Genomic DNA, 13459 nt, shown 5'->3' with positions numbered 1-13459 from the left:
ATCTGTTTCTCCCTTCCGCATTATGAGCACTCCCAGCACCCAGCTAGAAAAGGACATCGAAAAAATTCTGCCTGAGGATATCATTAACACCCTGCAAAGCGGCTATAAGGTATTCACCGGCGACAAAGACCAACTAGATGATCTGCTGAAAAATGGCAGCACACTTCTACGTAAGGCATCCCAGCGCTTCACTACTACCCAACTCATCCTAGGGGTAGCTGTACTGGCTGGCTTAGCTGTATTTGCGGCGGCTAAAGCCACCGAGTACGCCGAAGACTCGCACCACTAGGCTGAGCCCTCATAGACTCCAGAAAGGCCCTGTCAGCTTGCGCTGACAGGGCCTTTTGTCGTGACAGGAGGTAGCTAAAAGGGAATGGAAACCTCATTGCAACATGTTTCTGATCCTCATAATTATAACATAACAAGCATTTATTGGATTTAAATATCCAAGTATTAAAGTGTTTCTCTTATTATTAGGTCATAGTTCAATTATATACTCCATAAATGCCATGAAACACCTCCTACTCGTACTTTTTGCTGTTGCTATTGTGCTTCCTAGCGAGGCTGCATCTTGCGCTCCTGTTTCTGGTACCACTACTGTCCATGGGCTTCCCAGCCCAGGATTTAGCCTATTTAAGCGCAAGAAGGGCCGCCGGCTGCCTCGCCCTGCTTACGCACGCGCTTTGCATAAGAAGCAGGTGTTCCGCCGTTAGTAGCCACCAGGCAACGCACCAATCTGCATACATAAGCCCCCACCACGCTTATTGACTTCTTGGTTAGTAAGCATAGCGGGGGCTTGTGGTTGGATTATGCTGCTGGCGCTAGCACATCGGGGCTGTTGTGCGCCGGAGAATTTACCAGTTTGCTGACCGTATAGGCCCGCATCAGCTCAGTTGGTAGGGGGCGCAGCAGCTCTTGATGAGCAGCTAGCGGCACTGTGTCATCGAGCCACGCCAATTCTGCGTCCCGGTCCTTCAAGATTACCGGCATGCGGTTATGGATGGGTGCCATGAGGTCGTTGGGCTCGGTTGTAATAATGGTGAAGGTGGGCAGCACTTCACCAGTAGTGCGGTCTAGCCACTCATCCCAGAGGCCAGCAAAGGCGAATACTTCTTCGTCGCGGCGCAGGATACGATGAGGAATTTTGCCATTGGTAGTGGCTTGCCATTCATAGAAGCCATCGGCTGGTATTAAGGCCCGGCGGCGCTGAAGTAGCTGCCGGAAAGAAGGCTTTTCGGTTAAAGTCTCGGCGCGGGCATTAATGGGCTTGGGCGCTTTTTGCAGCTCTTTTACCCAGCCTGGGATAAGGCCCCACTGTAGCAGTTGAATCTTGCCCGGGTCAGTGTTAAGAATAACAGGCAGCTGCTGTGATGGCGCCGCATTATACGCTGGACCCGTAAGTTGGGCAGCAAACGTAGCGTCAAATCGGTCTTCGAGGATGCCGGGGGCCGGCGTGAGAGAATAACGTCCGCACATGATAGAAAACGGTTAGAACCATCCTTTCTACGAAATAGAACGCCATTCGACTACGGCTATTCACTCTGGGCAGAACATAAAAAGCGCTGACCTGCATAGGCCAGCGCTTTTTGTGGTAAGTGGCTGCTACCCCGCAGGATGCTGCTACTCCCGCACCAAGGGCAGATTGCGGAAGAAGCCGTGCCCCTTTACTCGCAGTAGATACATGCCCTTGGGCATCTTCTCCACTCCCAAGGGATTTAGCTCGCCGCCTGCAACTTGCGTTTGCAGAATTAGACGGCCCACAACGTCGTATATGGTGAGGCTATAAGTACCCACGGGCAGAGCCGTCAGGTCGAGTGTGGCCGCGATGTTGGCGGGGTTAGGATATACCATAATGGCTTGGTGCTCCTGCCCAAACTGCACGGTTTGCACTTGGCTGTATTTGGCCTTGCCATTCAAATCTACCTGCCGCAACCGGTAGTAAATAGGCTGCGACGAGATGCTGGCGGCGCGAGCATCAGTATGCGCGTAAGCAGAATGCTGCTGGGTAGTACCCTTGGATGCTACCGTGGCAATGCGCTTAAACGTGCGCCCATCCTGGGAGCGCTCTACCTCGAAATGACGGCTATTTAACTCCGAGGAAGTTTCCCAGGTTAGGTAGGCGTCGCTTCCTACGGGCTTCGCTACAAAATTCAGAAGCTCGACGGGTAAAGGAGCTGATATACCGGTGTTGAGGGTAGCAACGTTGTTGCTCGTTACGGGGTCAGGCACCGCAGACCAGGCTTCGGCCTTGTTGGCAATGGTTTCCGTCTGGCTATTAGGTAGCGTTACCGTTACCCGTCGTTCGATGGCTGGGGCCCCGCTGCTGAGGGAGCTTACCTTGTCGAAGGTTACTAGGCCCGTTGTGGGATAGTAGGTGCCACCAGCTTGTGGGGCAACGGCGCCGGCCGGCAAGTTGGCAGGTAGCCGCATCGACAATACCACATCCGTAGCCGTGAGGCCACTTCGGTTAGCGCCTTTGATGGTGTAGGTAACCTCCTCGCCGGCGGTGGCCGTGGCAGGCCCCGTAAGCGTGGCAGCTACGTCGGCCCCGGCTACGTTCACGGTGATGTTAGCTGGGCTAGAAGAGTACGCAGCCCCGAGAATAGACTGCATGGTGTATGGAATGACAACCGTACCGGCAAAGGTGCCCGATGGTTCGAACGTTACAACACCACTCTGGTTGACACGGAAGGTACCCTTACCCTCCACTCTCAGTTCGGTTTGCTGACCCGTAACTGAGGGGTCCAGGTCTACAGAGCGGGGGTCGATGTTGCTACCGGGAGCCACGTCATTGTTGAGGATTCTAACGTCAGTAGCTTGATTATAATTGGTGGAGGCCACATCGTCGGTAGCAAATGGCACCTGCACAATATTCAGGTTGCGAATTTCATGCACGTTGGTGTAGGTACCCGTAGAGCCCGAGAAGCCCAGACGCAGGTTGGCGGGGGGCTTTGGTACGGTGAAGTTCTCAACCGTGGTGCGCACCTCCAGACCGTGCTGAATCCTGACGCTAATGAGGTACGTGGTTGTGCTGCCCGATGTCGTCGGAACCACGTCGATGTAGGCGCGGCGGTAGTCCGCTGAGCCGCTTTGGGCGCGTACAGTTGGTACATCCAGCGTAAAGCCCATGTCGCCGGGCTTGGTACCTACTAGATAAGGGTAGTCGGTGTTAGCAGAGCCATTGCCAGCACCCCGAATAGCTACCCCGTGAGGCACCTTGTTCTCGTTGGTTAAAAAGTTGCTTCCTCCAGAACGGCCCTCCGATCTGTTGGAGTAGTTACCAAACTCATCAATACCGATGCCAATGTAGCCGCCTGACACGCCGGGCGCAATCGGGCTAATGTCTTTCTGGGCATATCCCAATGAACCACCCGTAGCACCAATACGGAAGCCGTCGGCTGGCTGATTGTCGGCATCTACCAGAAATACGCTGAAGCCATCGGCCCCACTCCCTCCATAGGAGAAGAACTCAAAGGAAATAGAAAACCCTTCCGAAGAGGGAAAGCCCACGTTATCAATCACGTACCCCGCCTGGTTAGTAGTAGCGTTGGTCAGACGAAGGTAGCCGGAGCCAACCGGGTCGTTGTCGGTGCCACCTACGCCGGTCAGGCGGGCCGTGCCCCCAAATGTGAAGTTAGTGGCTGCATTACCGGTAAACGGCTCGTTGCGCGGAAAAGCCATGGAGGCAGTTTGCGCCATGCTCGGCAGTGCCGCTGCCGATAGTCCAGCTACCAGGGCAGCCTTTTGCCACCACGAAATAGCCAATCGCGGCTTGGTGTTGAGGAAAAGTGTTTTCATTTAGTAAGAAATAGGAACGGTGGGATTAAACTCAGGTCTTGTAGCGGCAAGGAAGGATTCTTCAATTATTTGTACAATACAAAATTTACACTCATCTCGATATAATTAAATAAAAGAACAAAGTTCTCTGGACTATTACAATAATTAATCGAATCGTTATACACTATTCTGTACAACTAATACTATTTCAATGGTTTATTTATATAGTGACAAGCTAATATTGACAGAAAAAGCCAATAATTTAAATTAATCGTTATTATATAACTATTCTAATTACACCTCATATGACCCGTAAAAGCACAACAATATAACTTGCTAACGCACAGCCACTTATTGTGAGCCAGCCGTACACTTTGAATAGCCCAAAAAAAAATATCTAAAGTTCTAAAAAAGAACAAAAGCTACCAATGATGAGATGGCACTGCCGTGCCCATTGAACAATACCTAGATTATCGGCTGTATGCGGGATATTGCTTCGTAAGATCCAACAGAACGCCATTTGTCCACCCAAATCCGTCCTGTAATGGATACTCTCCTCCCCCACCGAGTGCCGTTATATTCTCAACGTTGTACTTCTCCATTAGTTTGCCAGTTTGCTGGAACACAATCTGGTTAAGCGAAATCCACCGTTGCGCAATGGTGCTAGCTAGCTCCTGCTGCCCATACCGGCGTAGGCCCTGCACGGCCATCCATTGCAGGGGAGCCCAGGCATTGGGAGCATCCCACTGCTGCCCGGTAGTGGCTAGCGTGGTTATCAGGCCGCCAGGGCGTAGAAAGTCGCGGCGCAATCCGGCGGCCGTTTTGCTGGCTTGAGTAGAGGTAGCAATACCGCTTTCCAAGGGAAACACTCCTGCCAAAGTCCGTACCAGGGAGAGCTTACGCTGCTCCCAATCGTAATCGACAAACCAGTTGGCGCGCGCGTCCCAGCAGTACCGTTGGATGGCTTTCCGACGCGCGGCAGCTTGTTTCTGAAAGTTGCGGCTGGCCGCTTCATCGCCCCGCAGGTGGCTAGCACGTGCCAGGGTATTTTCCAACTGATAGAGTAGACAGTTGAGGTCAACGGGAATTAGACCGGTAGTACGGATGGACTCTAAGCCTTGCCCAGGCACAAACCAGCGGCTACTAAAGTCCCACCCCGAGGCTGCGGCGGCCCGCACGTCGCGGTAGAATTGGGCGGCCGGGCGCTGGCTACGCTGGGCAGCCGTTACGTCTTCCTGGTAAGATTCCTCCCGGGGTTCGGCACTCTGGTCCCAGTAGCGGTTCAGGACTTCGCCCCCAGCCAGGCGCACCACAGAACGCCGCGCCGCACCAGGTGCCAGCGAGTCGGCCCCAGCCATCCAGAACTGGTACTCGCGCAGCAGGGCTGGTTGGTAGCGCCGTAGCACGGTGTCGCCTTGCTCTTGAGCCAACAACTCTACCATGCGGCTAAAGAACGGCGGCTGAGAGCGGGTGAGGTAATACGTGCGGTTGCCGTTGGGTATAAAGCCGTAGCGCGTAATGAGGTAGGCAAAATTATCGACCATGCCCCGCAGCAACTCTGGGCGGTGGCTAACCCGTAGTCCCAGCATCGTAAAGTAGGAGTCCCAATAATACACCTCCCGGAAACGACCACCAGGCACCACGTAGGAATTTGGCAAAGGCAGCAGCGACGCATACGGTGCTACGGAGTCTTGGCCGGGCCGGCGCAATACGGTCCAGAGGGTATCGAGGTGACGGGGCAGCCCCCCAGCAATGTTGGTGTGGTAGCCCGAAGCAGAGGCCTCAGGAAGCTGAAAGTACGCTTCTACAAACCGCTTCAAATCGAAGCCGGGCAGGCGGCGCTGCTCCGCATAGGCAGCCAGCACTACGGCTGGCGCTTCCCGCGGGGTAGCATCCACAAAGGTTTTATTGTCGGGAAAGATGCGCCCCATCTGCACTGCCTCAAACAAACCCGGGAACAACTGACGAGGACTGCGTAAATCCTTCTGTTGGGCCGACACGGTGAGCGTAAAGCAGTAGAGGCAGAGGAGCAGGGCTTTCTTCATACAACAGGCCTGTTAGCTAAAGTGGAGCTAGTATTACGTGCTACCGAGAAGAAAAGACATGAAACAACTCTTTCTGAATAGTAGACTCCTGCTGGAGCTACGCACTCTGCATCAGTGGGTAGCGTTGATTAGTAGCCGAAACCACCAGCCCCCGGCTTAGTAGGCTAGCACACCGGGAATAAATAGCAACGCGGTTGTGGCCAGAAAACTGCAACAACCGCACTAGCAGCCTATGGCACCTACACGCTGGTAGCACCATCAGGCTATAAGAAGGCATATTATCTAGCGCACTGCGGCTGAGCTACCTTGCCAGCAGTAGTGCAGGCTACCTAGTCGTGGCGCGGCAGGGTGATAGTGAAGGTTGTACCTTTCTCAAGCTCGCTCTTTACCTGAATTTGCCCCTGGTGCAGCTCCACAATGGTTTTGATGATGGACATGCCCAAGCCGGTAGTTTTTTCCCCGCGCAGGCCGGGCCGCCGAGCGGGGGTAAACCGCTCAAACAACACGCTCTGGTGCTGGGCAGGGATGCCCACACCGTTGTCCGTCAGCGTGATGATGAGTTGCGTAGGCTGCTCATCCAGACGCAGGCGAATAGTACCGCCATCGGGCGTGAACTTGATGGCGTTGCTAAACAAGTTATTGACGACCTGCATAATCTTGTTGCGGTCAAGATGAAAGTAGCAAGTGGTGGGGCCCTCAAACTGAAAGCTCAAGTTCAGATTTTCTTCGGCTTCCTGTAGTTGCTGCGTCATCTCACGCAGCTCCGCGGCCACGTCTACCCGGTCGAGTTTGAGCTGCACATTCGCCGACTCCAAGAACTCAGTATCCACGAAGTCCCGGATAAGGTTGACACTTTCCTGGCAGGTAGTCTGCATGACGTTTATCAACTCATTGAGCTTTGCATCCTGCAACGACTCAACGCGCCCGCCAACGTAGCCCGCTACCTGCTTGAGCATGATGAAGGGACCCGCCAAGTCGTGCGAAAGAATTTCCAGAACGGTGTTCTTCTTCTTGTTGTACCGGTCGGCATTATCTATGTACTCCCGCGACTGGGTGATGTTTTGCACGGTGCCGCTCACGTAAGTCAGCTCCGGCTCCTGAGCTACCAAGTGCGCCGTAAAACACAGCCACTGCGGTGGCCCCGCCGGGTCGTTGGCCGGGGACAAGCGCAGTTCTACATCTTCCACAAAGCGGCCTTGCAGCACGTGGCGAAAGCGTAAAGCAGCGTACTGCTGGTCGTCGGGGTGGATGCGTGCTACCAAGCGGGGCAAATCTTCGTTCGCCGTTTCGTTCGGCAGCCCCAACACATCGTTGTAGGCTGGGCTGAGGTACACGAGCCGCTGCGCTTCAACGTGATACACGAAGTAGAGCTGCTGGCTTTTCTCAGCCAAGGGACGAAATAAGGTCGCAAAATCAAACATCTGGCAGGGGAATAGAATCAATCCATACGCATGAGTTACATCCTCGTTGTGCGCGGGCAAGCGCTACAGTGCGCCCGCCACCGGCACGGCCGTTGTCGATTGGATTTCTGATGGTTGGGCCTGTAAAAAAGCCGGTTCTACATAAAGATGTTGAATATCGGGATAAGCCGCCCGAATAGCTGCTTGCACACGCGCAACTGCCGTCGTCAGCTCCGCCGCGGAGAGAGTAGAGTTGAACTCTACACGCAAGACCAGCAGCAATTCGTGCGGCCCCAGGTAAGACGACAGAGGAGCCGCTACGGCCGTTACTGCCGCATCGGCCTGAGCGCGGCTGGCTACCTCGCGGAGTATAGCGGCATCTGCCGGCTCGCCGAGTAGTAAGCTTTTATTTTCGCGCAGCAGCAAGGCCGCTACCACTACCAGGATAACGCCAATGAGCAAGGACGCTACCCCATCGAGGTAGGGATTCTGGAGCTGATGGCTCAGGAACACGCCCAGAAAAGCCACAATAATACCGAGCAGGTCGGCCGCGTCCTCGAACAGCACCACAAAACTGGAGGGGTCCTTGCTTTCCCGAAAGGCCGACCAGAACGAGCGGCCATTGCGCTGAGCGTTGAAGGTGCGACGCGCTACCAGGAAAGAAGCGCCATCGAACAGAAAGGCCAAGCCCAGGACAACGTAGTTCCACAGGGGATCTTGCAGGGCGCTGGGATGGCGCAAGTGCTGAATGCCTTCGTAAATGGAGATACCGCCCCCGATGCCAAAAATGCAGATGGACACGATAAACGACCAGAAGTACAGCTCCTTTCCGTAGCCAAATGGCCGTCCCTCGTGGGCGGGCCGCTGGCTTTGGCGCAGCCCCAACAGGAGCAGCCACTCATTGGTAGTATCTACTACGGAATGAATACCTTCGGCCATCATGGCCGAGCTACCCGTAAAGGTAGCGGCCACGAACTTGATGACAGCAATGGCCAAATTGGCCCCCAACGCCGCTACAATAGCAACTTTGGAAGAAGTGGGCTCGGCGGCCGGAGCAGCTGGTACGGTGGTAGAGGTAGCCACGGATGAGAACGGTAAAAGCGCGGGGGAAATGTGCTCGTAAGCAGACACGTAACATACGGCTGCGAGCAGCCCGCGGCTGCTACAGGTCAGGTTAACTGGCACCGGTGCTACCCTACTACTATACGGTACTGCGTGGCTACTTATGCGGCGGGCACGTTACTATTGTCGTATCATCTACGCACACCTGGCCCGGTACCGTCGGGCTGCCTTATCCCTTTCTTCCTATGACAAACAGCCTTCTTCTTTACTTCGCCCTAGTTGGTACTGGCGTGGTAGCCAGTGCTTTCACGCTAGCCTCAAGTGAGCAACAGGGCTCCGACGGCTCCATTATTGCTGGTGCGGGCAGACCCAAGCTTGTTGCCAAACAGTTTAAGTTCACGGAAGGCCCAGCCGTAGACAAAGCCGGCAACGTGTACTTCACCGATCAGCCCAACAATAAAATCTGGAAGTACGATCTTGCGGGCAAGCTGACGGTTTTCCTGGCACAAGCGGGCCGTTCCAACGGGCTGTATTTCGATAAAAAGGGCAACCTGATAGCCTGCGCCGACGAGAATAATGAACTGTGGTCTATTACGCCAGATGGTAAGCACACGGTGCTGCTTAAAGACGTAGCGGGCCACCGGCTAAATGGCCCAAACGACCTGTGGATTAACCCGAAAGGAGAAGGCCTGTATTTCACCGACCCTTACTACCAGCGCGACTACTGGACCCGCACGACGCCCGACACTAGCCTGGGTGGCCAGAAGCTGTACTATTTGGCTAACTACCGCGCTACGCCCGTGGTAGTGGACGACCAGCTGCAGAAGCCCAACGGCATCATTGGTACTCCCGATGGCAAGCACCTGTACGTGGCCGACATTGAAGCCAACAAAACCTACCGCTACCAGATAACCGCCGATGGGAAGCTCACGAATCGTGAGCTGTTTGTAGAGCAGGGCTCTGATGGTATGACCATTGACAACGAAGGCAACGTGTACTTAACCGGCCAAGGGGTTACGGTATACAACACCGCGGGCAAGCAGATTGAGCACATTGCTATTCCTGAGCCCTGGACGGGCAATGTTTGCTTCGGGGGTAAAGACCGCAAAACCCTGTTTATCACGGCCTCCGAGGCTGTATACATTCTCCCTATGCGGGTTAGAGGAGCTTAAACCCGTTCCAACTAGCAACTGCCCGGCCACCCAAGCCGTGGCTGATAAGCGACCAGCCCCTGGAATTCATCTTGCAGAAGCCACCTCATGTAGGGTGGCTTTTGCTGTAAATAGATGCAGTCCTTTTATCTGTAAGCTATATGAAGTTCAGCATGTTGCCTCGTAGCATACAACTTATTAGCAGGTGGTTTAAGCTACGGGCAGGATTTCATTAGATTTATTTAATATATAATTAAACTTATTATTTATATAACTATTATATTCATATCAGAATCGCGCGCTCGGCTTTTGTGGTTGGGGTTGACTACTACACACCTAGTACTACCCATCGATTAGTAACGTACATCCTTACGTGGTCCGACTATGTATGCCCTCTCTGGTTCCGTACTCGTGGTGGCGCTGCCAACGCTGCACCGGCAAGGCCTTCTTACCATGCTTAGTGAGGTGTGGCCGGGCTTAGATGTGGTTGTACAAACCGATCCTGCTGCCATTCCAGCCCTACTTTATCAGCATTCGTACGCTGTAGTCGTGCTGGATTGCGCTTTATTCACGGACTCCGTTGCCTCCTTTCTGCGCCGCTTGCAAGCCATCCGTAGCGCCCAGCCGGTGTTGCTGCTCACCAGCAACCGTCTACCGCCCGATTTACGCTTGTTTCTGGCCGAGCGGTCGGCTACGCACGCGTGGCTGCCGCGCCACGCAGCACCGGCCACGGTGGCCGCGCTGTTTCGCCAATATGTATCCGCGGTGGCAGACCAACCGAGCCCTTCTCCATCCGCTTCCCGCAACTTGCTAACGCCTACCCCTTTCAGCCGACGGGAACTGGATGTGCTGCGGCTAGTGGTAAATGACCATTGCAACCAGGAAATAGCCGACCACTTGTGCGTAAGCGTGCGCACCGTGGAAAGCCACCGACGGGCCTTGCTTCAAAAAGCTGGTGTTCGTACGCTGGTGGGGTTGGTGGTGCAGGCCATGCGCCAGGGCTGGGTAGGCGTCGTGCTCAGTACCATGTGCGCTGATGCCGTTCTCATTGGCTGACCGTGCGCTACGGACGGCGGCAACGCGGCAGCAGGTGGGCACCGTCCCCTATGGCAGGATGCCAGTCCGCTGCGCACGAAAGTTTTCGCGGCGGGGCTGCCAGGCGGGCACCGCTGGCAAGCGCACGGGTTGGCCCTCAAAACGCTGAATACCATGCTCGGCACCGGCCAGCTCCGCGAAGCCATCAGCAATGCGCACCCGGAAGTCGTCATCTACCCACAACAGCTTACGGTCGAAGGCGCGGTGCAGGGTAGGCGTAAGAGCGAAGCCATTGGGCAGCGTATCATCGTGGCTGAGAGCCCAGGGCACAATGTGACAAGCATCCAGCAGCGGAGCCACCGCGCCGCGCGTGCTCAAAAGTTTCAGCCCCGAAATGGCGCAAGTATAGTCGTAGGCTTCCAGCACCAGCCGCTTAAAGAGGCCACTGCGCACGGCAGTATCAAGCTCATCGGTGGCGGCCACATGGGTACGGTATATGGCGGCGGGCTCCTCCAGTATCTGCCGCCTAATGACAGCCAATGCCTGTGGGCCGGCCGCGGGCTGGTAGCGAAAGCGCGTCTGCGGGAAATAGCGCAGCAGTAAGGCTTGGCGCAACTCAGTGCGCGCCACCGGGTCTTGCACCAGCGCCCACAGTGCGGGGTCGAGGGCCGCGTGGTCGATGGTTTCGCGAAGGCTGCGAAAGCTCTTAACCGAGCGGGACGCCGTGAGCAACAGCTCCATACCCGGTTGAGTGTGCAGGTGCCAGAACCCGTCGCCGGTGAGGTGGTAGAAAGGCAGGGAAAAATCGTTGGCGCGAAACAGGGCCGATGTGCTTAAGTCGCGACAGAGGCTGCGAAAAGCCGCCAGCAGTTCCGGAGTAATATAAATTCGATTGTCCAGGATAGAGCCGTCTTCTACTCCATCGAGGACGGCCAGCAGCAAGGCAGGCTTGTAAGGCGCCTCGCCGTGCTGACGGCTGCGGGCTACGCGTAGCTTCTGAAAGCGACGACGATATTGGTCGAGATGGAGCATGAGGGCCGCAAGGTAACGAGGCCGTTGTTTTCAGAAGCTTGCTCTCGCAGTAGCCTTTTACCTATGGAGCCGCTACCTTCCGCCCCGGCCGCTACCTGAGGCTACTGGTTGTACCTCGGCGCTCGGCCACCACCTACCCGCATAGTTGCGCGCTGGCTTGTTTCGGACAGGTGCCGCTGAGCTTGCCTGGTTCTGTAATGGCGGCCAGTTGTTTCACCATAGTTACCCTACTTTCTCCTGATGCACGAAAGCACCCTGCACGGAAATATTTTGCTGGTTTTGGGGCTGTTGTTTGCCATGTTGCTCCTGGTCATGCTGGGGCAGAAAATGCGCATCTCCTACCCTATTTTTCTGGTGCTGGCGGGCCTGGCACTCAGCTTCATACCGGGTTTGCCGGCCATTACCATCGACCCCAATTTAATCTTTCTCATCTTCCTGCCGCCCCTGTTGTACCAAGCAGCTTGGGAAACCTCCTGGCAGGATTTCTGGCGGTGGAAGCGCCCCATCGGGTTGCTGGCCTTCGGGCTCGTGTTCTTCACGTCCAGCATTGTGGCCTACGTATCTCGGTCCATGATTCCGAGCTTCACGCTGCCGCTGGGGTTCCTGCTGGGCGGCATCATCTCCCCGCCCGATGCTGTAGCTGCTACCTCAGTGCTGAAAGGTGTGAAAGTGCCGCGGCGCGTGACAAGCATCCTAGAAGGAGAAAGCCTGATCAATGATGCCAGCAGCCTCATTGTGTTTCGGTTTGCGCTGGCCGCTGTGGTTTCGGGCACGTTTGTTTGGCACGAAGCAGCTACCAGCTTTGTGCTGGTTAGCGGAATGGGTATTGTGGTGGGGCTGGTGGTATCCCATGTATTTTACCTGATTCACCGTTACCTGCCCACTACGCCCAGCATCAACACGGTGCTCACGTTCATTGCCCCGTACGGGATGTACCTCCTGGCCGAGGAGTTTCACTTCTCGGGAGTGCTGGCCGTAGTAAGCGGTGGGCTTTTGTTGTCCTTCCGCTCCCACCGCGTATTCGATGCCGACACGCGTTTGCAAGCCAACAGCGTGTGGGCCAGCGTGGGTTTTGCCCTCAATGGCCTGGTGTTTATCTTGATTGGCTTGGAGCTACCCGTGGTGGTAGGCGGGCTGGGCAGCTACTCACTTCGGGAAGCCATTTCTTATGGCCTCATCATCAGCGGCATCGTCATTCTGATTCGGTTGCTGTGGATGTTTCCGGCGGCCTTCGTACCACGCTTACTCAGCCACAGCATCCGAACTGGTGAAACCAGCCCCGGCTGGCAGGGCCCTTTAATTATCGGGTGGGCCGGGATGCGGGGCGTTGTGTCCTTGGCCTCGGCTTTGTCGGTGCCGCTACTGCTCAGCAATGGGCAAGCCTTTCCGCAACGTAATCTTATCTTGTTCATCACGTTTGTGGTGATACTCATCACGCTGGTTTTTCAGGGCTTGACTTTACCGGCGCTTATCCGTTTCACCGGGGTAGCAGAACTAGAGGAGCGCATCCCGCCCGAGGAACAGGAAGCGGGCATTCGGCTGCGCCTACGGCGGGTAGCCCTCTCGCACATGGCCCAGCACTACGCGGACGATTTGCAACAGAATGAGTTGATCAGGGCCTTACAGCAGCGCATGCAGGCGGAGGCCCAGCGCACCGGCAACTTGCTCGAAGCCCTCGACTACGATGAGTCGAAGCGCCAGGCCTTGCAGCGCTACCACCAAGTGCTGCTCGATGTGCTACACGTGCAGCGGGAAGAACTGTTTGTGCTACGCCACGAAGATGAGTTTGAAGAAGAAATGCTGCGCCATCAGGAAGCCCAGCTAGACCTCGACGAAGCCAAGATCAGCCACATGCCGCACTAAACTGCATCTCCCTGAAAGTCTGCCGAATACAGCTTTGCATTCACTTTTATCTTCAACCCCGACTATAACGCTACCCCCCTTCTGCACCGTAGAC

Annotated in this window: 10 protein-coding genes; 4 read left to right on the top strand and 6 right to left on the bottom strand. The window is 55.4% G+C overall.

Features of this window, described 5'->3' with window-relative positions; all coding sequences use genetic code 11:
* Nucleotides 1–22: 22 nt before the first annotated feature.
* Nucleotides 23–289 (top strand): hypothetical protein, encoded by a 267-nt coding sequence (locus CHB83_RS15260; protein WP_045690104.1) that lies wholly within the window; start codon nucleotides 23–25, stop codon nucleotides 287–289.
* 518 nt (nucleotides 290–807) lie between these two features.
* On the opposite strand, the gene CHB83_RS15255 is transcribed toward CHB83_RS15260, so the two are convergent.
* The 5 genes from CHB83_RS15255 to CHB83_RS15235 form a co-directional block, all read right to left on the bottom strand.
* Nucleotides 808–1476, bottom strand: coding sequence for an SOS response-associated peptidase (locus CHB83_RS15255; protein ID WP_089333241.1), 669 nt, complete (start codon nucleotides 1474–1476; stop codon nucleotides 808–810).
* Nucleotides 1477–1620: 144 nt separating this feature from the next.
* Nucleotides 1621–3798 carry a T9SS type A sorting domain-containing protein gene (locus CHB83_RS15250; RefSeq protein ID WP_089333240.1) on the bottom strand — a complete coding sequence of 726 codons (2178 nt, stop codon included), beginning with the start codon at nucleotides 3796–3798 and terminating at the stop codon, nucleotides 1621–1623.
* A 449-nt stretch (nucleotides 3799–4247) separates the two neighbouring features.
* Nucleotides 4248–5822 carry an alpha,alpha-trehalase TreF gene (treF, locus tag CHB83_RS15245; RefSeq protein WP_089333239.1) on the bottom strand — a complete coding sequence of 525 codons (1575 nt, stop codon included), beginning with the start codon at nucleotides 5820–5822 and terminating at the stop codon, nucleotides 4248–4250.
* A 329-nt stretch (nucleotides 5823–6151) separates the two neighbouring features.
* Nucleotides 6152–7243 (bottom strand): sensor histidine kinase, encoded by a 1092-nt coding sequence (locus CHB83_RS15240; protein ID WP_089333238.1) that lies wholly within the window; start codon nucleotides 7241–7243, stop codon nucleotides 6152–6154.
* Between the two features lie 63 nt (nucleotides 7244–7306).
* On the bottom strand, nucleotides 7307–8305 hold the full coding sequence (locus CHB83_RS15235) for a cation diffusion facilitator family transporter (RefSeq protein WP_045690097.1): 999 nt from the start codon (nucleotides 8303–8305) through the stop codon (nucleotides 7307–7309).
* A 224-nt stretch (nucleotides 8306–8529) separates the two neighbouring features.
* Between CHB83_RS15235 and CHB83_RS15230 the strand changes: the two genes are divergently transcribed.
* Entirely contained in the window at nucleotides 8530–9456 is a 927-nt protein-coding gene (locus CHB83_RS15230) for an SMP-30/gluconolactonase/LRE family protein (RefSeq protein ID WP_089333237.1), read from the top strand.
* Nucleotides 9457–9819: 363 nt separating this feature from the next.
* Nucleotides 9820–10491 (top strand): helix-turn-helix transcriptional regulator, encoded by a 672-nt coding sequence (locus CHB83_RS15225; protein ID WP_089333236.1) that lies wholly within the window; start codon nucleotides 9820–9822, stop codon nucleotides 10489–10491.
* A gap of 48 nt (nucleotides 10492–10539) precedes the next feature.
* Here CHB83_RS15225 and CHB83_RS15220 read toward each other — a convergent pair whose 3' ends face one another.
* Nucleotides 10540–11502, bottom strand: coding sequence for an HNH endonuclease (locus tag CHB83_RS15220; RefSeq protein ID WP_089333235.1), 963 nt, complete (start codon nucleotides 11500–11502; stop codon nucleotides 10540–10542).
* 240 nt (nucleotides 11503–11742) lie between these two features.
* On the opposite strand from CHB83_RS15220, the gene CHB83_RS15215 reads away from it, so the two are divergent.
* Entirely contained in the window at nucleotides 11743–13365 is a 1623-nt protein-coding gene (locus CHB83_RS15215) for a Na+/H+ antiporter (protein WP_089333234.1), read from the top strand.
* The last annotated feature ends 94 nt before the right edge of the window (nucleotides 13366–13459 follow it).

Origin of the sequence: Hymenobacter mucosus (assembly GCF_900188255.1) — a bacterium.
Lineage (GTDB): Bacteria > Bacteroidota > Bacteroidia > Cytophagales > Hymenobacteraceae > Hymenobacter > Hymenobacter mucosus.
This window is presented reverse-complemented; position numbering and strand designations above follow the sequence as displayed.